This is a genomic window from Brevibacterium sp. CSND-B09, from assembly GCF_052906525.1.
The window spans coordinates 1,092,393-1,114,137 of sequence record NZ_JBREGI010000001.1; the positions used below are offsets into that span (position 1 = coordinate 1,092,393).

Sequence of the window (21,745 nt, forward strand, 5' to 3'; positions counted from 1 at the left end):
CCGAACTCCGAGCGGTCAGGCGCTCAAGATCTCAGGCTGCTTCAGCCCTTGACCTTGGCCTCGATGGCTGCGCCGACCTCGGCGTCGATGTTCTTCCAATACTGGATCGCGTTCGACAGCACCGGCTCCTCGACTCCGTCGGAGAGTGCGCCGGCCACGGTCTCGATGAGCCCCTGGCGCTCCTCCTCGGAGTAGACCTCGCGGACCAGGGTGTGCGCCTGGCCGAAGTCGTCGTCCTCGGCGTGCAGGCTGTAGGCGCTGCGGACCAGCTCGCCATCGGCCTCCCAGCCGTTGTCGACCGTGCCCTGCTCGTCCTGGAAGGAACGTCCGTACGAGTTCGGGGCGTAGACCGGTGCATTACCCGAGTGGTGGTACTGCATCTGGCCTTCCTTGTCGTACGAATTCGTCTTCGTGACAGGGGCGTTGACCGGCAGCTGGTTGAAGTTCGTGCCGATGCGGTTGCGCTGTGCATCCGGGTAGGAGAACACGCGGCCCAGCAGCATCTTGTCCGGCGAGAGCCCGGTCCCCGGCACGGTGTTCGAGGGGCTGAAGGCAGCCTGCTCGATCTGCGCGAAGTGGTTCGAGGGGTTCTCGTTGAGGGTGAACTTGCCGACCTTGATGAGCGGGTAGTCCTTCTTCGACCAGGTCTTGGTCAGGTCGAAGGGGTTGAAGCGGTAGTCCTTGGCTTCTTCGTACGGCATGATCTGCACGCTGAAGGTCCAGGACGGGTAGTCCCCGCGCTCGATGGCATCGAACAGGTCGCGGCGATGCATGTCCGCGTCCTCGCCGGCCATCCGACCGGCTTCCTCGTTGCTCATGTTCTCCACGCCCTGGTCGGTGTGGAAGTGGTACTGGACCCAGAACTTCTCTCCCTCGGCGTTGACCCACATGTAGGTGTGCGAGGAGTAGCCGTTCATGTGGCGCCAGCTCTTGGGCAGGCCGCGGGGTCCCATAAGGTAGGAGACCTGGTGAGCCGACTCTGGCGAGAGCGACCAGAAGTCCCACTGCATGTTGTTGCTGCGCAGACCCGAATCGGGGGTGCGCTTCTGCGAGTGGATGAAGTCGGGGAACTTCATGGGATCGCGGACGAAGAACACGGGGGTGTTGTTGCCCACCATGTCGAAGTTGCCCTCTTCGGTGTAGAACTTCAGTGCGAATCCGCGCACGTCGCGCCAGGAGTCGGGCGAGCCGAGTTCACCGGCGACGGTGGAGAAGCGGGCCAGCATCGGGGTCTTCTTGCCCGGCTGCAGGAAGTCGGCCTTCGTGTACTTGGAGACGTCTTCTGTGACTTCGAGCTCACCGAATGCGCCGGATCCCTTGGCGTGGGGGCTGCGCTCGGGAACACGCTCACGGTCGAAGCGAGCAAGCTTCTCAACCAGAGCCACATCGTGGAGCAGCAGCGGCCCGTTCGCGCCCACACTCAGCGAGTGAGCATCGGATTCCCGCGGCGCACCGGACTCGGTCGTCGATGCCTTCGTATTGTCGTGACCGGCATATTCATGATCTGTATGTTGCGTCATAACATCTCCTTCAACCGTTTGATTTCAGGCGTCGTCGCCCAGCCCGCGATCACGGCCACCGGTGAGATGCGGTTCCCGCCGGTGCAGCTGATCGATCGGCTGAGCGCCGTTCGCCCAGTCTCGTTATCCCGACTTCGGCAGAACACTGTCGGAGTTGGTTTCAACCTAGCGATGTTCTCTACTTCATACAACCAAGGGTGGGCTGTCTAAATTCCCGTCCTCGACGTTGTCCGGCTCACCCCTCCGCCGAGGCGGCCGACCCACCACCGGAACCGCCGGTCGAACCGCCGGTTCCGGATCCGCCCGAACCCGACGAGCCGCTGCCGGAACCGCTGCCCGAACCGTCCGAGCCGGATCCGGAGCCCGTGCTGCTGTTTGTGCCGCCGCTGGTGTCCCCGGTGCTGCCGGTGCCATCGGTCGAGGTGGAACCGCTGCTCGTTTCGGTGCCGTCGGTGCTCGTCGAACCGCCGGTGGAATCGCTCGTGCCCGTCGTCGTGTCCGTACCCTGAGAGTCCTGGCCCTCGCCCGCACCTTCGGTGCCGGTCTCCCCCGCCGAGGTGGACTGACCGTTCTGCGTGTTCGAGCCGCTGTTCGATGAGCTCTGACCGCCGTCGGCGCCCGACCCGGATCCGTTCGACGATTCGTCTCCTGCGGTCCCGGAGTTCGAGGTTCCGTCGTCGGTGACGGATTCGTCGTTCGTCGACTGCCCGGTCACCGATCGTGAGATCTGCGAGGTGCCCGGTGAGATATCGGCTTCGGTGAAGTTCTCGGCCACGACAACCGCGCCGAGTCCGATTCCGAAGGCGGCGACGCCGATCGTCAACGGGTAGAGGACCCGTTTGCGTCGCAGCTTCTGCCACCAGGAGCGGGGCTCGCTCTCGGTTTCACTGCTATCGCCGTCTTCGGCTGTTCTGTCGTGCGGCACCGAGGCGGCTGACGCAGTCGCATGGCCACCGGTGGGCTCCGGCGGGGCGAAGGCCGAATCCTCGGCAAGTGTCTGATCGACAGCTGCGGTCTTCGCGGTGGGGTTCTTTGCGATCTTCGCCTTGACGGCCGGGGCCAGCTTTGAGCCGACCTCTTGGATCTTCTCTTTGCCTTTGTCGAGGCTGCGGCCGTAGAGGGTGACGGCGAGACCGGTGACGATGCTCGCGATGCCCGCGCCGACGACGGTGCCGGCGACGCCGAGCTGACCGCCGATGACCGAGGAAGTCGCCGCGGCACCGGCACCCGCGATCAGCTGGGTGGCCGAAATGCGCCCTTCGGACTTCTTCTCGTCGGCACCGCCAGTCGCTTCTCCCGCCGGGCTTCCGTCCCCCGACGGCACCGAGGCGGTCCGCTGCCCGTCCTCGGTGCCCACGGTCTCCGCCGACACGCTCCTCGCCGGACTTGCTCCGGTCCGATCGTCACTGCGGATCGGATTGGGCGGCATCACCGGAGTAGTGACATGCTCGGTCGGTGCCGCCTCGGCACGAGGCCTCTCCGCGATCTCCTCGGTGATGAGCGGCAGAGTCTGAGAGTGCCGCGGCGCGCTCGTCGGAGCCTCACTGCCGGGAGTCGTCCGCTGCTTGTCCGTCTGGTCGGTTTCGCCGTGATTCGATGCCAATGGTCCTCCATAAACACGTACTTCTCACCAGTATCGGACTCGAGTGTGCGGGCATCCTGACCCACCCCCTCGCAGTCTGGGAGATCGCTGACCCACCCGACCGCGGATAGGCGTGTTGACCTGCGAAAACGACGACCGGTGTGATGCGGCAGACACGCGCTTCACACCATTTCCCCAGCGGTGTGGGCCCCGTCTTCCCTCAACGCAGGAGGACTCCGCCGAGGCGGTCCGCCGGACCGTCGGAACCGGTGAGTTCGAACAGCTGGAAACGCGGGCGGTCCGGGCTCGACGCGAGGGTGAGGAGGAAGGCGGCGCCGTCGTCCGCCCTCACTGCGTGTTCCTCGTCGGGGCCGATCATCGCCAGCTCTCGCCGAGGCGGGTCGACCGAATCCGACTGAGCGACCATGAGATTGACTGCGAAGCACGGCTCACCCAGTTCAGTAAGCACGACGGCTCGGTCCCCGCGGAAGCGCAGCGGAGTCAGCCGGGGAATGCGGTGTGTTCGACCGTCGACGGACAGCACCACCTCGGCGGTGGGCAGGAAGGTGCGCTCCATCCCTGGCAGGACGGAGAACTCGGCGGTGCGATCGAGCCGTGCGATGCTCAGTCGCCACGGCCGCGCAAGCGGGGTCAGATTCTCGGAGTCGGCGAGGGAGACGAGCTCGGTCGTCTCCCCGGCACCGTTAGCCCAGGGAACGGGATCACGATCATCAAAGCTGGTGAGAAGGCGCATGGAACCACTTTAGACGGACCTGCGACGAGCTGTTCACAACCTCGGAATCGGGGGGTTCCCGCGCAATCGGGGTTGCCATGAGAGCTGAGAGGACTAGCCTTGAGTGGTGTTTTTCGTCGGGGCCACCCGGCTGAGAACAACGACATCAACCAGAACGATGAGGGGCTCGCGGAGACGACTGCGCGTGATTCTCACACTCTGTGGATTCGCGCCCGGGTCGCGTTCCCGCAAGCCTCTCACCGGCAATCGGAGGGAGGGACATGTTCGGACCGGATAATGTCCGCCGGCGGTGGCGGCCGGAAGAGATCACAGTGACCAAGCCCGACGTCACGAAGCGGGCCATCGGCGCCGCGGCCATCGGCAACATCACCGAATGGTACGACTTCGGTGTCTACGGCTACCTCGCCGTCGTGATTGAGGGAATCTTCCTGCCGGAGGACTCAGGACCGATCGGGACCGTCATCGTCGCCGGACTCTTCGCCGTCGCCTTCCTTGTCCGTCCGCTCGGCGGTCTGGTGTTCGGCCCTTTGGCCGACAAGATCGGGCGCAACAAGGTGCTGGCGATGACGATGATCATGATGGCCGCCGGCACCTTCCTCATCGGTGTCATCCCCGACTATGCGACCGTCGGCCTCTGGGCACCGTTCCTGTTGCTGGCCTGCCGTCTGCTCCAGGGCTTCTCCACCGGCGGCGAGTACTCGAATGCGATGACCTTCATCGCCGAATACGCACCCGACCGGCGCCGCGGCTTCCTCGGCAGCCTGCTCGAGGTCGGAACGTTCACCGGCTACGTCCTCGGTGCACTCGTCGCCACGATCATGCAGGCTGTTTCGACTCCCGAGTTCCTCGAGTCGTGGGGCTGGAGGATCCCGTTCTTCGTCGCTCTGCCTCTCGGCTTCATCGGCGTCTACCTGCGCACGAAGCTCGCGGATACTCCTGCATACAAGGAGATGGAGAAGCTCTCCGAACAGGAGGAGCAGAAGAACCACGCTAAGGGCGAGTTCAAGAAGATCTTCAAGCTGTGGCCGAACCTGCTGGCCTGCTGTGGTCTGGTGCTGGCCTGGAACGTGACGAACTACATGCTCACCTCCTTCATTCCCGTGTACTTCCCGATGGTCGAAGACCTCCAGGGCAGCGGCGGAGTCTCAGAACTGACCTCGCAGGTCCTGCAGATCATCGTCATGGCCTGCTGTCTGGCGCTGATCCCGGTCATCGGCAAGCTCTCGGACAGGCTGGGCCGCAAGGCCGTTGTGCGCGCGGGAGCGCTCTCGCTCATCGTGCTCTCGTTCCCGTCACTGTGGCTCATCCGCGGGCACAACGACTTCGTGGTCTTCCTCGGCCTGCTCATCATGGGGCTCAGCCTCATCTGCTTCAGCGCTACGATGCCCTCGACTCTGCCGTCGCTGTTCCCGACGATGGTCCGCGCCGGTGCACTGGCGATCGCGTTCAACGTCTCGATCTCGCTGTTCGGCGGCACGACGTCGTTCGTCATGACCTCGCTCATCAACGCCACCGGATTCCTCATGTGGCCGGCGATCTACCTCATGGCCGCTGGAGTCATCGGGCTCGTCACGATCCACTTCGTGCCTGAGAGCAATCGTCGTCCGCTGTGGGGTTCGACTCCGTCGGCGGCGTCGAAGGAAGAGGCGAAGGACCTCGCCCAGGAGCTCAACGAGGAGGCCGACCTGGTCTGAGCCGGCGCGTTTCAGAGCCGATGGTCTCTCCGGATCAGCTCTGGGCGGGGCCGGTCATCCCTTGCACAGGCAGAACGGGTGACCGGCCGGGTCGAGGAACACTCGGAACGTCTCTCCCGGCTGCTCGGGGGCTTTGCCTGCGCCGATCTCGAGCACGGCTTTCTCGGCGACGTCGAGGTCGTCGACCATGACGTCGAGGTGCATCTGCTGCGGGTGGGCCTGACCGGGCCAACTGGGTGCGTGGTAGTCCTCGACCTGTTGGATGCAGATCGGCGGCCAGGAGTTGGAGACGACTTCCGCCCAGGTTCCGTCTTCTTCGACGGTGACCGACCAGTCCAGGAGTTTGCCGTAGAACTCTGCGAGTTCACGGGCGTCGGGGGCGTCGAGCACGACAACGGGCTGCTTTGCGATAGCCATGTCCTGAGTCTACGCCGCCGCACTGACACAGCGAAGGGCTGGACACCAGGGCGTAGGATTGTTGAGCAGATCCGCCGATGTTTCCGCGTACTCTCGGCCGCACCGGCTCCACACGATGAAGGTTCGCGATGAGTTCTCATGCCCTGCCCGTCTGCGGCACTCCGACGGTGTACATCATCCACGACAATCCGGAATGGATCGCACCATTCACGGATGCGTTCGACCGCCTCGGCGTCGCCCATGTCGAATGGCTCCTTCCCGACGCATCGATCGATCTCGACGCCGAGCCTCCACAGGGGATCTTCTGGTCGCGGCTGTCGGCGTCGGCGCACACCCGGACCGATCCGCATGTGAAGGAGTACGGGCGTGCGGTCCTCGACTGGCTCGCGGCCGCTGGGCGCCGGGTCGTCAACGGTCGCGATGTCTACGAGCTCGAGGTGAGCAAGGTCCGTCAGCATCGCGAGCTGGCCGGCCGAGGGTTCGATGTGCCGCGCACCGCGGCCGCGTTCGGACCGCGGGCGCTCGTCGGGGCCGCGGCCGGCTTCACTCCCCCATTCATCACGAAACACAATCAGGGCGGCAAGGGCCTCGGTGTGCGTCGCTTCGACTCCCACGCCGAGCTCGAGGCGGTCGCCGATGAGTTCGCGCCCGGTGGAGCGAATGCGCCGATCGACGGCATCACCCTCATCCAGGAGTATGTGCAGCCTGCCCAGCCGTTCATCACCCGTGCCGAATTCATCGGCGGACGCTTCCACTATGCGGTGCGCGTCGACGTCTCAGGTGGGTCGTTCGAGCTGTGCCCGGCCGATGCCTGCACGATTCCGGGTGCCGGGGCTGATCCCGACGTTGAGGCGATCCCCCAATTCGCCCGCCGTGAGGAGATCACGGCCGGAACACCGCTCATCGCTCGGCTCGAGACGCTCTTGGCCGACCTCGGCATCGAGATCGCCGGCGTCGAGTTCATCGAGACCGCCGAAGGCCGTCAGGTCGTCTACGACATCAACACGAACACGAACTACAACCCGTCCGTCGAGTCCGCCGAACAGTCGGCAGGTCGTCAGCCTGCCGCGGACCGTATCGCCGATTTCATCGCCGGCACCCTCGCCGAGGCGGCCCCACCGTCCGTGCCGCTCGCCGGGTCCGCAGCCCGGTGAGGTCCCGGGACACGGTCCTACGACACCTGCTGGCTGAGCTCCGCGCAGTCCGGCCGGGACAACGTGCGCTCATTGCCCTCGATGGGGTCGATGGGGCCGGGAAGACGATGCTCGCCCGCGAACTCGTGAATTTGGCCAAGACCGCTGCGGACGTTCCTGGTCATGATTCCGACCGCCGGGTCACCGCCATCAGCATCGACGGGTTCCACCACCCTCGGTCGATCCGCTACGCCCAAGGCAAGGGGCCAGACACGTTCTATCGCCGTTCCTATGACTACGGAGCATTCGTCGAGTCCGTCGTCGAACCATTTCGACGAGGCGGCTCGATCGTTCCAGCTGTGTGGGACGTCGACGAAGATCGGCCGCTTGCGCCGGAACCTCGGAGCCTGCCGAGCGACTGCGTCCTCCTGGTCGAGGGAATCTTCCTCCACCGTCCCGAGCTGGTGGATCTCTGGGATGCGAGTGTGTGGGTCGATGTTCCGTTTGAAGTCTCGGTCCCACGGGGAAACGACCGGTTTGCCGGAGCCTTCGATGCCGATCCCGAGGCCACATCGAATCGTCGCTACGTCGGTGGTCAACGTCTCTACTTCGCCGAGGCCGCTCCTTGGGAACACGCCACATGGGTGCTCGACAATCGCAATCTGGAACGGCCGACCCTGATCCGCCGGTCCGGGCCCGACCGGCCCTGATCTGCCAGCCCTGGCCCGTTCGCTCTGACAGCACACCTTATCCCGATGATAGTGTCGAAGTGCTGCAGGGGAGCGCCGAAAGGACCGGCGCTGAGAGTGCGCATGCAGACCCTTTGAACCTGATCCGGTGAGCACCGGCGGAGGGAGTGGACAAGCAATGACCACCACAGATTTCGACACATCGATCACCGTGGACGCCGACGGAGCGGTATCAGCACTGGTGAGTTCGACCAGCTGGCAGTGGACGGAAGCCGTCGAACACCGGTTCGTCCGGGAGCTCTTCGCCGGCAGCATCGACGACGCAGTGATGCGCGACTATCTGGTGCAGGACTATCAGTTCTTCGAGTCGTTTCTGTCGATGCTCGGCGCGTGCGTGGCCCACGCCGATGAACTCGAGGCGAAGCTGCGGTTCGCCCGACAGCTGGGAATGCTCGTCGCCGATGAGGACACCTATTTCGTCGACTCCTTCGCCGAATTGGGAGTCGATACAGCCGATTATCTCCACCCGGAGCTGACCGCCCCGACGGTTGGGTTCCGCGATCTCATGGACTCGTCAGTCGCTTCGGCGTCGTATCCGCAGCTGCTCGTCGTCCTCGTTGTCGCCGAATGGCTCTATCTCGACTGGGCCGAGTCCCGGAAGGACATGCCGCCGCGACATATTCACCGAGGCTGGATCGATCTCCACCGAGGCGAGGCCTTTCACGGGTGGGTGCAGTTCCTCGTCGACGAACTCGAACGCGTCTTCCCCTCCGGCGACGCCGAAGCCGCCGAGTCCCTGACCCGCGTGTGGCGGCACGCCGTCGATCTCGAATGCGCTTTCTTCGACAACGTGTACGACAACTGAGCCGCCAGGGAACGCACACCGCAGCCGTCCATCTCACTGACCTAGACTGGCCACATGAGCACAGGTGTTGATGCAGTCGTCATCGGATCCGGCCCGAACGGCATGGCCGCCGCCGTCACCATGGCCCGTGCCGGGCTGAGCGTCGAAGTTTACGAGGCTCAGCCGACGATCGGCGGCGGCGCCCGCACTCTCGACCTCGGTCTGGCCCCCGGCGTCACTCATGACATCTGCTCGGCCGTCCACCCACTGGCCATCGCCAGCCCCTTCTTCGTCGACTTCGACCTGCGTGCCCGCGGCCTCGAGTTCACCACCCCCGAGATCTCCTACGCCCAGCCCCTCGACGGCAAACCCGCTGCGCTGGCCTTCCACGATCTCGAAAGGACGGTCGACCACCTCGGCGCGGCAGGACCGGAATGGCGGCGTTTCTTCGCTCCGCTGCTCGACCGGGTCGATGACGCGATCTGGCTCTCCCTCGGTGACAAACGTTCTGTGCCGGAGACCCTGCGCGATCTTCCCGGCATCGCGAACGTCGTGAAGTTCGGCCTGCGGCTCCTGTCCCAGGCCAGTCCCGCGTGGAACATTCCGCTCTCCCACGAATCCTCCCAGGCCCTGTTCACCGGCGTCGCCGCGCACGCAATCGGTGGGCTGCCGGCGATGGGCACCGCGGCCACGGCCACGATGCTCTCTACCGTCGCCCACGCGGGCGGCTGGCCCTCCCCCATCGGCGGATCGCAGTCGATCATCGACTACCTCGTCGCCGACCTCGAAGCCCACGGCGGAACCGTGCACACGGATGCGCGCATCGACCATGTATCGGACATGCCCGCTGCCCGCGCCTACCTGCTCGACACCTCGGCGCTGAACGCCGCGCAGATCTTCTCCGGCCTCATCCCGAGCCACGTCGACAAAGCCCTGCGCAGCTTCAAACACGGCAACGCTGCTGCCAAGGTCGACTTCGTCCTCGACGGCCCGGTCCCCTGGTCCGATCCCGCGGTCGGACGCGCCGGCACTATCCACATCGGCGGATCCCGGGCGCAGATGGCCGCCGCCGAGGCACAGGTGATGTCCGGTCGCATGCCCGCCGATCCCGTGTGTCTCGTCTCGGATCCGACCGTCTTCGACCCATCCCGCGAGGTGAACGGCCTGCGACCGCTGTGGACGTATGCGCACGTGCCCTTCGACTGCCCGCTCGACCCGACCGAGTACATCACCCGCCAGCTCGAACGCTTCGCTCCCGGCTTCCGCGATCGGATCGTCGCGCACAACGCGATCCCCGCCTCCGAGATGGCCGGCCACAACCAGAACTACATCGGCGGGGACATCGCCACCGGCATCGTCTCCTTCTACCGGATGATGGCCCGCCCGCGCACCAGCTGGGACAACTACAGCCTCGGCGTCCCCGGTGCCTACCTGTGCTCGGCAGCGACCCCGCCGGCACCGGGCGTGCACGGGATGAACGGCTGGTTCGCCGCGCGCCGGGCTCTCAAAACCCGATTCGGCATCGACGAGGCACCCAGCCTGTCACCGGGCGACTGACCTAGGACCCTTCCGGTCGAGCACCGGGCCTGCGCACGAGCCCGCTCGAGACCGCGACTCCACCGACGACGACGGCTGCCCCGATGATCTGTCCGAGACCGAACCTTTCCCCGAGCACCATTGTCGAGAGAGCGAGCGCGAGTACCGGCTGAACAAGCAGCAGGCTCGCCGTGACTTCGGCAGGCAGCCGACCGCTTCCGTGATGGATGAGCAGCCACGCCGCGACTTGTCCGACGAGCGCGAGTGCGATGAGCAGGATCCACGAACGCCCGCTGATATCCAAGACCGAAAGTCCCCGTGAGAAGAGGGTGATGAGCGTCGACGTGGCCGCGGCCGCCGCCGTCGCCCACGTCAGCGGCTGGAGCGCGAGATCCGACTGCGTCCGTGTGGCTCTGCGGCTGAGGAAGAGGTACGTTCCGTATCCGATTCCGGCGAGTAGCCCGAGAAGAACCCCGCCGAGGCGGCCCTGCCCTGCCGCCGATGCGCTCGGCCCGATGCCGAGTTCGCTGAGGCCCACACCGCTGACGAGGACGATCCCGATGATCATGATCGGCAGCGCAATCAGGAATCTCCGTTCCATGCGCTCGCGATCGATGATGAGAGCGAGCAGCGGCAGGACAATGACCTGGACGTTGATGAGCACCGTCGCGACGCCCGCTCCGACGAGGAAGATCGATGCGGTCCACGCGCTGTAGTCGATGCCGAGCGCAATGCCCGCCGCAAGCGACCACAGCCAACCACTCGGGCTCAGGCTCTCCTGTCGCTGTCTTTCGGCGAGCGCAAGTGGAATGAGGGGCACAACGGCGATGGCGCAGCGAAGCACCGCGGTGGTCGCCGCGTCGACATCGGCAAGCTTGACGATGATAGCGGACGCAGACAGGCACAGCGCTCCGGCGAGCACCGAGGAGATGGCTGCGGGGGTTGGTGTCTGACTCATACTTCGACGCTATGGCCACTTGACCATTCAGCACTAGTTCTTATTCCAACCTAGTATTGATAAGTACTGCTTACCGAAAGTGGGGACGAAACGATGAGACTCGAATGGTCGCGGCTGCGGATCCTCGACGCCGTGGCGAGAACCGGATCGGTCAATCAGGCCGCCGCGCTGCTCCACCTCACCGGGCCCGCCGTCTCCCAGCAGCTGCGCCGAATTGAACGAGAAGCCGGAACGCACGTGGTCGTGGCCGATGGGCGCGGCCTTCGCCTCACTGATGCCGGCCGCACTCTTGCTGACTACGCCCGGCAGGTCACCGAGCTCATGCAGCGCGCCGAGAACGATCTCCAACACGACGAGGTCACGGGGACTGTCAAGATCGGTGCGATCGCCTCGAGCATCCGCGACCTGCTCGCCCCGCGCCTCGCTCAGTTAGGCAGCCTTCATCCGGACATGACCGTGTCGATCGAAGACGGCGAGACCGATGACCACCTGAAGCGCCTGGCCGCGGGGCACCTCGACATCGTCATCGCCGAATCGTGGACGAACGCCCCGCTGAGCTTGCCGGCAGGGATCGTCTCGACCGACCTGACGAGGCAGACCGCCTATGTGGCCGCGCCGAGCGGTCACTGGACGGCCTCGGTGACGGACGTTGACATCACGGATCTTGCCGCCGAAGTCTGGTCGACCTGCGCACGCGATTCCCGCGACCACGAAGCCCTCGTCCAGGCGGGTCGCACCCGCGGAATCGAACTCGACGTCCGGCATTTCGTCGCCGATCCCCTCACTCAGCTCAGCCTCGTCGTCGGCGGCCTCGCTCTCGCGTGTCTGGCGTATTCGACTCCACCGGCCGATACCGACGAGGTCGTCTTCCGCAGGCTCATCCCAGGAACAGAGCGCACAATTCTGCTGCTCACCGACGACCGCGTCGCACCTCGTGCCGTCGAGACTGTCCGAGGCGCGCTACTCGCCGACTGACCGAACTCTCGGGTCGCGCCGAGGTCAGTCCCGCACCCACCGATCAGCGTCGCTGTCATAGTGCCATTCGGCCACCTCGGTAACGGCCTCGATGACGTTGTTCAGCCAGTGCGTAGTATCCGGATGCCAGCCCGCCACGAGACTCGCGGTCCGATCGTCCGTGTTACCTGCCGTGGGGATGGTCTCCGATTCCTCGCAGAGGCGGCCCTCCGCCACGTCGATGACCGCACCGGCCGTGCGCAGGTAGCCGGCCAGACCGACGTGGACACCGTCGAATTCCTCGGCCACCCGTGACCAGTCGGGGATGACCCAGCGGCCCTTGCGCCCGGTGGTCTCGGACCAGACATAGCGGCGCTGGGCGGTGACGTCGAGCGGGTAGCGGCGGCACAGATCGGCCCAATCCTCGGGTGTCCGGATCTCGGCGATGCGAGCGTCCGGGCGCAGTCGCAGACGGCAGGCTCGGGCACGCTCGAGACCGAAATCGTCCTCGACGAGTTCGACGCCGATCAGGGTTCCGTCCGGCCAGGTCCCCGTCGACGACCAGAGCCCGTCTGGCGGAGTCGACCACCATTCGCCGCTGAGCTCCATATACGGGTTCTTGGCGAAATCGTGACGGTAACGGGTTTCCGTGGTGAGGACATCTGCAAGCCACTCGTCCAATCCCCAGGGGAGCCTCGTTCCGTCTTCGTCAAGAGGCGGGTATAGATCGGTCAGAGTGATTTCTATGCGCTCATCCGTCGGGCCTGTCTCGAGGTCGAAGACCGCGGGCAGTCCTGTGTGGCGTCCATTGACTTCATTGAGTTCTTTGTCGTCCCAGCCCAGCGCCCACTGATCATCGGGATCGAGTGGCTTCGACCAGGCATCTAGTAAGCCCGTGGAAACGAGCATCTCGGCGAAGGGACGCAGAGCCTCGCGCACCTCGCCGATTTCCGCGGTCCCCCAATCGTCATCATCAGGAGGCTGCCAATACACTGCAGCGTCGACTACGTCGGACATGGCTTCCTTAACTGCACTCCAAGTCGGCGCAATCGGGCACAGGCACCTCAGATTGCGCACCACCGCCTCCGCGCCTGGGGCTTCTTCATCGCCAGTCCACGGAAAACTCTCGACCTGCTCGAGGGCCAGCCCGAACACGAGCGAGCGTCCCCGCGGGGACGCGAGCAGATCCTCGGCGGACAGGCGGTCGTCATGAAGGGTCGGAGGCGCATCATCGGCGGTCATGACCTCAGGCTACGCGAACACCTGTCAACTGGCCCTGATGGAATCGCCCGCGTCGAATCCTCCGTTGGCGCGCTGACCGGCACGACTGCCTCAGCGGCGGCGAGAATCCGCGCCCCTTTCGCGGCCTTCAAACCCGCGCCGAGGACCCCGATGATGACGAGGACGGCCCCGCACAGCTCGCCGACGGTGACCCGCTCGCCGAGGAAGACGAACGCCGCGCTCATTCCGACGACGGGCACGAGCATCGAGAAGGGGGCGACGACTCCGGCGGGGTTGCGCGACATCAGCCACGACCACACGCCCGAACCGAGGATCGTCGCGATGACCACTGTATAGATCAGCCCAGCGATGGCAAGAAGTCCGGTTGGGGTGGTCAGTCCCGAAAACGACGCCCCGACCCGGTCGGGTCCTTCGACCGCAAGGGAGAGGGCGAGCATCGGCACGGGCGGGACGAGCGACATCCACATCGTCAGCTTGATCGGCTCAGTGGTGTGAGCCTGCCGGTTGCAGATGTTGCCGATCGCCCAGCCGAAGGCGCCGGCGAGGGTGAGGAGGAAGGGCAGGAAGCTCGCATGCGAGTCGAAGCGCTGCCAGCCGACGACCGCGAGGCCGGCCATCGCGATGAGGAGGAAGAGCATCTGCGAGCCGCGGACCCTCTCGCGCAGGAATGTCATGCCCAGCAGCACCGTGAAGGGGCCCGAGGCTTGGAGGACGAGGGACGCGAGTCCCGCGGGCATGCCGGCGGCCATCGCCCAGTAGAGGAAGAGGAATTGCAGCAGTCCGAAGCCGAGTCCGTAGCCGATGATCCACCGCGCTTTGACGTCGGGCTTCGGTACGAAGATCAGCGCGGGAACCGCGAGCAGGGCGAAGCGCAGAGCCACGAGGAAGAAGGGCGGGAACTGGGCCAGGGAGAGATCGATGGCGAGGAAATTCAGTCCCCACATCACCGCCACCGAGGCGGCGAGCAGACAGTGCTTGAATGACATGGCCCCATTCTCAACTTCGACAACAGTGAAGCACAATCGCAGAGTGCTTCACTGACTCTGTAGCATGGCTTCATGGTCATCGATCCGAAGCATCTCGAGCTGCTGCGCCTGTTCGACGAATACGGCAGCGTCACCGCCGTCGCCGATGTCACCTATCGCTCCCCGTCGGCCGTTTCTCAGCAGCTGAGGCAGGCCGGGAGCGAGATCGGCCATGCTCTCGTCGAACCCGCCGGTCGCGGACTCACGCTCACAGCCGCGGGACGACTGCTCGCCGACGGCGGTCGGGACGTGGCCCGCACGCTTGCCCGGGTGCAGGCCCAATGGGAGGGCCACCTCGGCGAAGCTGTCGGAGAGATCGCCCTGGCCGGGCTGCCGAGCGCGCTCACACACCTCCTCCCCGATGCGCTGCGCAGGCTGCGGGAGGACCACCCTCACATCGATCTGCGCATGGACGATGTCGACCTCGCCGAGCACGAATTCGCGGGGCTGACCCGAGATGTCGATATCGTCGTCGCACACAGCCTCGTCGCCGAACGCCCCCTGGGTACCGACGGACTCACCGTCGTCCCGCTCGCCCGCGAACCGATCGACGTGGCCCTCGCCATCGGCCATCGGCTTGCCGATCGCGCCGAGCTGACCCCGGACGATGTCGTCGATTGTCGCTGGGTGGGAGTGCCCCGCGGATACCCCTTCGACACGATTCTCACCTCGATCGAGCATCTCACCGGTCGCGACCTCGACGTTGTCCAACGCATCCGGGACAACCGGCTCATCGAAGCGATCGTCGCCTCCTCGGACCAGGTCGCGCTCCTTCCCCGGTTCACGACGCCGCGAGATGCGGGACTGTCACTGGTGCCGCTGACGGGGGTGACGACGACACGCTGGATCGTAGCCGTGATGCGTCCGGACACGGCCGAACGTGTCGCGGTGCGTGCTGTGATCAGCGCGCTCAGCCGGGTCGACGACGCCGCGGATTAGGCGGTGCCCGTGCTGGTGAAGCGCTTCGGCACGAGCTTCTCCAGGGGCAGGAACGCCGCCCAGCAGATGACGGTCGGCAGGAAGTGGATGCCCAGCGCCAGGTAGGTCATGAGGTGGAAGAGGAAGAAGAAGGCCACGGCCCCGTACAGCCACTTGCGCTTGAGGAACAGGACGACGGGTGAGAGGAACTCGAAGACGAGTGTCGCCCATTGCGCGGCGATGAGGAGGCCGGGCATCTCGAGGAACGGTTTCGACCATTCGGCGCCGCGGCGCATGAGCGCCCAGATGATGACCGCACCGTTGGCCCAGTGGGTGATGTTGCCCGAGGCGATCCACTTCATCACCACCGAGTAGAAGTAGGTGAGGACGACGGAGATCTGCACCATCCGCAGCGCCCAGCCGGCCCGCGCCGAGGCGGTGCCGACGTCCCGGAAGCGCGCCGTTCCGATCGTCGGCAGGACGAAGGCGGCGATGACGAGCGCCATATGATCGTGGGCGACGTAACCGTAGCCCTGGGTGTAGAACATCCACGCGCCGAAGCTGAGCGCCACCGCCCAGCCGCTGAGGCGCTGAAGGATTCCGGCGGCGGCGAGCAGCGAGAAGACGATGATGAGGGTGAGCAGGATCTGCGCACCGAGGACGCTGACAGCAGGGATGTGGAGGAACCGGGCCAGCCACAGTGGCTGGTAGAACTCGGGCGTCCAGCCGTGGGCGATGACATCACCGGAGATCGTGAGCACATCGATGATGATGAACAGGTAGATGAAGACACGGAACACGGCCACCCGAGCGAGGGGGACCTCGGGCATGAACCAGCGGAGGAACGGATTTGTGGGGGCCGCCTCGGTGGGGGTCGACCTCAGGGTCGGGATGCTGCTCATCGGACCTCCCACTTCGCCAGCGTCGTCTGTTCGGGTTCGCCGACGGCCAGGCCGTTCTTCAGCTGTGTGGTGGTGCGGCAGAGGATCATCGCTTCGGGCTTCGGTTCGTCCGGGTGCAGCCGGATGTACGAATCGGCCATCGACTGCAGGAGCTCGGGGTGGGCGATGACCCGGTCGAGCTGGGATTCGACGTCACCGCGTTCGATGCCGACGGTCGCGGCATTGAACCCGAGGCGGCGCGGTTCGTCCTCGCCGGGGAACTGAGCTTCGATGCACGTGGAGTTCACGGTTCCGTTGAGGTCTTTGGCGGTGGCGTACTGGGTGAGCGATCCGAGCGGGAAGAAGTCGTTCGTGTTGAGGAACTGTCCGCAGGTGAGGATGACGAAGGCGATGGCGGGAACGACGATGCGCCAGCCGATGGAGACCTTCGACAGCGGTTTCACCCGGGTCGCGGGTTTCGGCGTACCAGCGGACCTGGCGATGTCGGTCGCGGACTCACCGGCGCCGGGGCCATCGGACGCACCGGCGGGGTCAGGCCCCTGAGCAGCGGGGTCCTGGCTCGTCAGGAGACGGCGCTTCTTCTCTTCCATACGCTTGCGGGACTCGTCCTCTCGGGTGCGGCTCGTTCGCAGACAATCCTATCCGCCCTTCTTACTACCTGACGGGGGCTGAGCAACCTGGCGCCAGGTTGCTCAGCCCCCGTCAGGTAGTAATTGGGGTCAGGAGCTGCGGGCGTAGAGGTTGAGCTGCTCCCAGCCGGCCGCATACTTCTGGAAGGCGGCGACCGCTGACTCGGAATCGTTGTTGCTCAGCGCCGTGACCCACGAGTCGACGAGTTCCGCGGCTTCGCTCGGCCACAGCACATCGGACATCCCGCCGAGGTCGAGTTCGAGGACCGAGTTCATGTCGAAGGTGTCGATCCACTCGGCCAGAACCGAGGTCTGCTCGACCATATCGACGACCTTCGAGGTGTCCGCGATCGTCTCCGAGGCCCATTCCATGCGCGCCGAGGCGGCCAGGATATCCGTACGGATGAGCACCCGGAGGCCCTCGTCGGTCTCCTCGGTGATGATCTGATCCTCGGTCAGAGAGAAGAACAGCCACCACGACGGGGGCACGTCCCAGGCAGAGACGCGGGTGAAGATCCGCGTGTCCTTGGCGTCCTGCAGCCACTCCGCACGACGGCTGGCGGCACGTCGGCGAGCGGACTTCGGAGCGACGATGTCCAAGGTCGCCTTCGAGGTGTGCTCGGCCAGCGAATCGAGCGCCTCCCATCCACGAATGTCTTCCTGAGCAGGACAGAAACGGTCCACCCCGTCCGCGGTCTGAGACGCTGGAAGGTAGATCGGAGTGCGCCGAAAGGAATCAGCCACGGGCGAAGGCGGCAGGGAGATCAAGCGCTTGTCAGCGTCGTGGGAGATCTGCTCCTCGATGCGTGACCGGTTGTCCTCCACCTGCCTGTCTTGCAATTCGGAATGCACCACAAGGGGTTCGAAGATCCGCAGGGTGACGACATAATCGCGACGGTAGGCCATGGGTTCAGCCTATCCAAGGTCCACTCACAAAATGGAACTTCCCAGTATGAACAGGTAGGATTTAAGCGCATAGCAGAGATCTAGTCCGGGGCCATTCGCCCCATTGACGACGGAGGGGGTCACGCCAGTGGGTCGCGGCCGCGCAAAGGCAAAGCAGATCAAGGTAGCTCGGAAGCTGAAGTACTACAGCCCGGATACCGACCTTAATAGACTCCAGCAGGAGCTGGGCGCCGACGCGAGCAAGTCCGGTCCGTCCGATCCGTACGACGATGAACCCGACTACTCGGATTACGCCGACAAGTACAATGTCGACGATGACGACGAGTACGAGAACTGATCTCGGATGAGTCCAGCCGCACACGGCTGATCTGACACGCACTGAGGGCGGGGACTTCGGTCCCCGCCCTCAGTCGTGCGCGCAGACGGTCGTGGGCCCGCCGGTCCATCCGCTCGTGGGCATTCACCCGCCGAGGCGGCGCCCGCCATGCGCAACCGCGCCGAATGACCGAGAACTCGAGTTCCATCCCCTCGCCGAGGCGGCTGTGACCGAGGAGCATCACGCACCGTTGAGTGCAGTTCCTCCACTCCCGCGGCCATCACGCACCGCAAGCAGCACACCCCCGTGCAGGAACACGAGGGTGTGAGACTAACGGTGTGCGAAGCCTCTGCGCCGAGAGGGCGAGACTAACGGTGAGGGATGCCCCGCGACCAGGCCAGCCGGCTGCGCGAGGCACGCGACCCACTACTGCAGGATCGCGGCGCCGCCGTCGACGCCCTTGGCGCCCTGCACATAGTAGGGATCGGTCGCCAGAGAACCGTCATCGGCGGCGACTTCGCCGAGCACCCAGGCTCCGGGGCTCGCCTTGAGCACACCATCGACCGACCCTGCGTCGACGACGAGGACCATGCCGACGCCGAGGTTCCAGGTGCGTTCCCGGTCGTCCTGCGGCACTCCGCCGAGGTCGCCGAGCACGGAGAACACGGCCGGGATCTCCCATGAGGCGCGCGACATCTTCGCGACCAGGCCCTGCGGAAGCACCCTAGCCACATTGGCCGACAGTCCCCCGCCGGTGACGTGCGAGACCGAATGCACCGCGTCGGGCAGTGCGTCGAAGAGAGCGGCGAGCTCGCCGGTGTAGACATGAGTGGGAACGAGCAGCTCCTCACCGAGGGTGCGCCCGAATTCCGACACATGCGTATCCAGGCCCCATCCCGCCTCGGCGATGATGTGGCGGACCAGCGAGTATCCGTTGGAGTGGATGCCCGAGGACGGCAGACCGATGAGCACGTCCCCGCCACGGACCTTTTCCGGGCCGAGCAGTTTCGAGGCCTCGACGACTCCGGTGGCTGCACCGGCGACATCGTACTCATCGACCCCGAGCAGACCCGGGTGTTCGGCGGTCTCCCCGCCGACCAGCGCGACTCCGGCCGAGGCGCAGGCGTCGGCGATTCCGCGCACGATATCAGCGATGCGTTCGGCCACGACCTTGCCGCAGGCGATGTAGTCGGTCATGAAAAGAGGCCGGGCACCGCAGACGATGATGTCGTCGACGACCATACCGACGAGGTCGTAGCCGATGGTGTCGTGCTTGTCCATGGCCTGAGCGATGGCGACCTTCGTACCCACACCGTCGGTCGACGAGGCGAGCAGCGGACGCTCGAAGTCCTTGAGCACGGAGACGTCGAAGAGTCCGGCGAATCCGCCCATCCCACCGACGACCGAGGAGTTGTGGGTGGCCGAGACCGCGGCCTTCATGAGTTCGACGGCGCGGTCTCCGGCCTCGACGTCGACGCCTGCGGCGGCATAGGTGGTGGACTTCGGGTTCGCGTCGGAACTCAACTCAGCATCCTTTGTCGGCGGGGGTGTTGTTGACGGGAATCGGGTATTCGCCCGAGAAGCAGGCGGTGCACAGCTGGCTGCGCTCCTGCTGGGTGGCGGCGATCATGCCGTCCAGAGAGATATAGCCCAGAGAATCGGCACCGAGGTTCTCGCAGATCTCGTTCGTCGTCAGTCCGTTGGCGATGAGCTCGGCCCGGGTGGCGAAGTCGATGCCGTAGAAGCACGGCCATTTCACCGGCGGGGAGGAGATGCGCACGTGGACCTCTGCCGCTCCGGCCTCCCGCAGCATGCGCACCAGCGCCCGCTGGGTGTTTCCGCGCACGATCGAATCGTCGACGACGACGAGACGTCGTCCTTCGATGTTCTCCCGGATCGGATTGAGCTTGAGGCGGATGCCCAGCTGCCGCAGGGTCTGTGAGGGCTGGATGAACGTGCGTCCGACATAGGCGTTCTTCATCAGCCCCTGGCCGAACGGGATGCCCGAGGCCTCGGCATAGCCGACGGCCGCCGGCGTTCCGGATTCGGGAGTGGCGATGACGAGGTCGGCGTCGACCGGGTACTCCTCGGCGAGCTGCCGGCCCATCTGGGTGCGCGCGGCGTGGACGTTCTTGCCGGCGAGCATGCTGTCGGGACGCGCGAGGTAGACGTATTCGAAGACGCAGCGGGCCTGGTCCGGTTCGGCGAAGCGGTGCGAACGCAGACCGTCCTCGTCGATGGCGATGAGCTCCCCGGGTTCGACGTCGCGGACGAACTTCGCACCGACGATGTCGAGCGCCGCGGTCTCCGAGGCCACGACCCAGCCGTTCTCCAGCCGTCCCAGCGACAGTGGCCTCACCCCGTGCCTGTCCCGGGCGGCGTAGAGGGTGTGCTCGTCCATGTAGACCAGCGAGAACGCCCCTTCGACATGGGGCAGCAGGGTCAGGGCCGCCTCGGTGAGGTTCTCACCCTCTTCGGTCGCGAACAGCTCGGTGACCAGGGAGGTGTCGTTCGACGAATCACGGAAGGGCCGGGTGCGGGACGTCTTCTTCGTGGCCTCCTCGACGACCTTCGTCGCGTGGTCGCGACGGGAATCGGCCATGGCCTCGAGGGCGTCGAAGTTCGTCAGATTGCCGTTGTGTGCCAGCGCCACAGTGCCGAACGGAGTCGGCCCCAGGGTGGGCTGAGCGTTCTCGAACGACGGTGATCCGGTCGTCGAATACCGCGTATGCCCGACGGCGATATGGCCCTGCAGAAGCTCGAGATCGCGCTCATGGAAGACCTGAGAGACCAGGCCCATGTCACGGTAGATGAGGATCTGCTTGCCGTTGCTGGCAGCGATTCCCGCGGACTCCTGTCCGCGGTGCTGCAGGGCGTAGAGCCCGAAGTATGTGAGTTTGGCGGTTTCCTCGCCGGGGGCCCAGACTCCGAACACACCGCATTCGTCCTGCGGTCCGCGGTCCTGGGGGTCGATTTCGTGCGTCAGCTGCCCGTCTCCTCTTGCCACGAGTGAAATTGTCTCATACCCGCAACGGCGCTCTGACCCGGTGATCAGACTGTGGAACCGGGGGCCGTATCCCGGCCCGTTCCCGCCTCGTCCGCATCGTCGGCAGTGGGCTCAACATCGTCTGCCGCTGGTGCGGAGTCATCCGCCTCGGGTGCGGCATCCTGGCTCGCCGAGGCGGTCCCACCCTCGACATCACCGGCATCCGGGTCCTCCCCGCGGGCTTCGGCGATGCAACGGCGCGCGATCTCCTTCGGGTCGTCAACCATGTCGATCTGCGCACCGACCCGGAACTCCTTCGACTTCTTCCGTCCCCGCCAGTCGAGGATGAGTGCGACGAATCCGCCGAGGAACAGTCCGCCGATCCCGAGGACGAGCAGCAGCAGGCCCAGTCCCTTGGCCACCGTGTAGCCCATCGGCATATCGGCCGGGTCGACGAAGACCGCGAGGATTCCAGCAAGCACGATGCCGAGCACCGCGCCGATGCCCATGAACACCGAGTACTTGGGGCTGCGACGGACGGAGACGTCGATCTGGTCCTTCATGATCTCCTTGGACACGTGGCCTTGAGGCCGATGAAACGCCGGGATCGCCCCGGAACAACAGGTCGCGAACAGTCTAGTCGAGTCAGCCTGAGGTTCCTCCCAGGCAGTCTCATGCCAGTTCCCATAAACTGGACACAACTAAGCTGGACTCAACCAGATTGACGGTCACTGAAGACA

General features: G+C 65.4%; 21 protein-coding genes and 1 riboswitch. Of the genes, 8 read left to right on the top strand and 13 right to left on the bottom strand.

Translation table 11 applies throughout. The features are described 5' to 3' along the window. Positions 1–41: 41 nt before the first annotated feature. From ACU4IU_RS05210 to ACU4IU_RS05220, 3 genes are all read right to left on the bottom strand, one after another. Positions 42–1,520, bottom strand: a complete 1,479-nt coding sequence (locus ACU4IU_RS05210) for a catalase (RefSeq protein WP_446656053.1) — start codon at positions 1,518–1,520, stop codon at positions 42–44. A 235-nt stretch (positions 1,521–1,755) separates the two neighbouring features. Continuing rightward, positions 1,756–3,123, bottom strand: a complete 1,368-nt coding sequence (locus ACU4IU_RS05215; protein ID WP_446656054.1) for a hypothetical protein — start codon at positions 3,121–3,123, stop codon at positions 1,756–1,758. A 199-nt stretch (positions 3,124–3,322) separates the two neighbouring features. Next, on the bottom strand, positions 3,323–3,856 hold the full coding sequence (locus ACU4IU_RS05220) for a HutD family protein (protein ID WP_446656055.1): 534 nt from the start codon (positions 3,854–3,856) through the stop codon (positions 3,323–3,325). Between the two features lie 311 nt (positions 3,857–4,167). On the opposite strand from ACU4IU_RS05220, the gene ACU4IU_RS05225 reads away from it, so the two are divergent. After that, positions 4,168–5,550 (top strand): MFS transporter, encoded by a 1,383-nt coding sequence (locus ACU4IU_RS05225; protein WP_229664224.1) that lies wholly within the window; start codon positions 4,168–4,170, stop codon positions 5,548–5,550. A 54-nt stretch (positions 5,551–5,604) separates the two neighbouring features. On the opposite strand, the gene ACU4IU_RS05230 is transcribed toward ACU4IU_RS05225, so the two are convergent. Next, positions 5,605–5,967, bottom strand: coding sequence for a VOC family protein (locus ACU4IU_RS05230; RefSeq protein WP_446656056.1), 363 nt, complete (start codon positions 5,965–5,967; stop codon positions 5,605–5,607). A 128-nt stretch (positions 5,968–6,095) separates the two neighbouring features. Between ACU4IU_RS05230 and ACU4IU_RS05235 the strand changes: the two genes are divergently transcribed. From ACU4IU_RS05235 to ACU4IU_RS05250, 4 genes are all read left to right on the top strand, one after another. Beyond that, positions 6,096–7,121 carry an ATP-grasp domain-containing protein gene (locus ACU4IU_RS05235; RefSeq protein ID WP_446656057.1) on the top strand — a complete coding sequence of 342 codons (1,026 nt, stop codon included), beginning with the start codon at positions 6,096–6,098 and terminating at the stop codon, positions 7,119–7,121. Positions 7,122–7,228: 107 nt separating this feature from the next. Beyond that, positions 7,229–7,810, top strand: coding sequence for a uridine kinase (locus ACU4IU_RS05240; protein WP_446656058.1), 582 nt, complete (start codon positions 7,229–7,231; stop codon positions 7,808–7,810). A gap of 56 nt (positions 7,811–7,866) precedes the next feature. Beyond that, positions 7,867–7,973: riboswitch (TPP riboswitch) on the top strand. Further along, positions 7,968–8,654 carry a TenA family protein gene (locus ACU4IU_RS05245; RefSeq protein ID WP_446656059.1) on the top strand — a complete coding sequence of 229 codons (687 nt, stop codon included), beginning with the start codon at positions 7,968–7,970 and terminating at the stop codon, positions 8,652–8,654. Its footprint overlaps the riboswitch before it by 6 nt. A gap of 54 nt (positions 8,655–8,708) precedes the next feature. Next, on the top strand, positions 8,709–10,190 hold the full coding sequence (locus ACU4IU_RS05250; protein ID WP_446656060.1) for a phytoene desaturase family protein: 1,482 nt from the start codon (positions 8,709–8,711) through the stop codon (positions 10,188–10,190). A 1-nt stretch (position 10,191) separates the two neighbouring features. Here ACU4IU_RS05250 and ACU4IU_RS05255 read toward each other — a convergent pair whose 3' ends face one another. Further along, positions 10,192–11,127 carry a DMT family transporter gene (locus ACU4IU_RS05255; protein ID WP_172175305.1) on the bottom strand — a complete coding sequence of 312 codons (936 nt, stop codon included), beginning with the start codon at positions 11,125–11,127 and terminating at the stop codon, positions 10,192–10,194. 93 nt (positions 11,128–11,220) lie between these two features. Here ACU4IU_RS05255 and ACU4IU_RS05260 point away from each other — a divergent pair, with 93 nt between their 5' ends. Next, positions 11,221–12,102, top strand: a complete 882-nt coding sequence (locus tag ACU4IU_RS05260) for a LysR family transcriptional regulator (protein WP_172175308.1) — start codon at positions 11,221–11,223, stop codon at positions 12,100–12,102. A 24-nt stretch (positions 12,103–12,126) separates the two neighbouring features. Here ACU4IU_RS05260 and ACU4IU_RS05265 read toward each other — a convergent pair whose 3' ends face one another. Together ACU4IU_RS05265 and ACU4IU_RS05270 are read right to left on the bottom strand one after the other, a co-directional pair. Continuing rightward, on the bottom strand, positions 12,127–13,323 hold the full coding sequence (locus tag ACU4IU_RS05265) for a hypothetical protein (RefSeq protein ID WP_446656061.1): 1,197 nt from the start codon (positions 13,321–13,323) through the stop codon (positions 12,127–12,129). Beyond that, positions 13,320–14,309 carry an EamA family transporter gene (locus ACU4IU_RS05270; protein ID WP_172175313.1) on the bottom strand — a complete coding sequence of 330 codons (990 nt, stop codon included), beginning with the start codon at positions 14,307–14,309 and terminating at the stop codon, positions 13,320–13,322. The genes ACU4IU_RS05265 and ACU4IU_RS05270 overlap by 4 nt, the downstream gene beginning before the upstream one ends. Before the next feature lie 72 nt (positions 14,310–14,381). Between ACU4IU_RS05270 and ACU4IU_RS05275 the strand changes: the two genes are divergently transcribed. After that, positions 14,382–15,287 carry a LysR family transcriptional regulator gene (locus ACU4IU_RS05275; protein WP_216657269.1) on the top strand — a complete coding sequence of 302 codons (906 nt, stop codon included), beginning with the start codon at positions 14,382–14,384 and terminating at the stop codon, positions 15,285–15,287. On the opposite strand, the gene ACU4IU_RS05280 is transcribed toward ACU4IU_RS05275, so the two are convergent. From ACU4IU_RS05280 to ACU4IU_RS05290, 3 genes are all read right to left on the bottom strand, one after another. Continuing rightward, a complete protein-coding gene (locus ACU4IU_RS05280; protein WP_253904071.1) occupies positions 15,284–16,168 on the bottom strand; it encodes a hypothetical protein in 885 nt (294 codons plus the stop codon). The genes ACU4IU_RS05275 and ACU4IU_RS05280 overlap by 4 nt on opposite strands. After that, the gene (locus tag ACU4IU_RS05285) at positions 16,165–16,758 is read right to left on the bottom strand and encodes a hypothetical protein (RefSeq protein ID WP_259356892.1); all 594 of its coding nucleotides are present in this window, start codon (positions 16,756–16,758) and stop codon (positions 16,165–16,167) included. The genes ACU4IU_RS05280 and ACU4IU_RS05285 overlap by 4 nt, the downstream gene beginning before the upstream one ends. A gap of 129 nt (positions 16,759–16,887) precedes the next feature. Then, on the bottom strand, positions 16,888–17,703 hold the full coding sequence (locus ACU4IU_RS05290) for a hypothetical protein (protein WP_172175322.1): 816 nt from the start codon (positions 17,701–17,703) through the stop codon (positions 16,888–16,890). A 127-nt stretch (positions 17,704–17,830) separates the two neighbouring features. Here ACU4IU_RS05290 and ACU4IU_RS05295 point away from each other — a divergent pair, with 127 nt between their 5' ends. Beyond that, complete coding sequence (locus ACU4IU_RS05295; protein WP_139470410.1) at positions 17,831–18,040, top strand: DUF3073 domain-containing protein; 210 nt, start codon at positions 17,831–17,833, stop codon at positions 18,038–18,040. A 405-nt stretch (positions 18,041–18,445) separates the two neighbouring features. Here ACU4IU_RS05295 and purM read toward each other — a convergent pair whose 3' ends face one another. The 3 genes from purM to ACU4IU_RS05310 are packed head-to-tail and all read right to left on the bottom strand — an operon-like array spanning position 18,446 to position 21,568. Next, positions 18,446–19,543: a phosphoribosylformylglycinamidine cyclo-ligase gene (purM, locus tag ACU4IU_RS05300; RefSeq protein WP_446656062.1), complete on the bottom strand. Its 1,098-nt coding sequence runs from the start codon at positions 19,541–19,543 to the stop codon at positions 18,446–18,448. Between the two features lies 1 nt (position 19,544). After that, positions 19,545–21,026 (bottom strand): amidophosphoribosyltransferase, encoded by a 1,482-nt coding sequence (gene purF, locus ACU4IU_RS05305; protein ID WP_139470412.1) that lies wholly within the window; start codon positions 21,024–21,026, stop codon positions 19,545–19,547. 44 nt (positions 21,027–21,070) lie between these two features. Then, complete coding sequence (locus ACU4IU_RS05310) at positions 21,071–21,568, bottom strand: hypothetical protein (RefSeq protein WP_446656063.1); 498 nt, start codon at positions 21,566–21,568, stop codon at positions 21,071–21,073. Between the last annotated feature and the right edge of the window lie 177 nt (positions 21,569–21,745).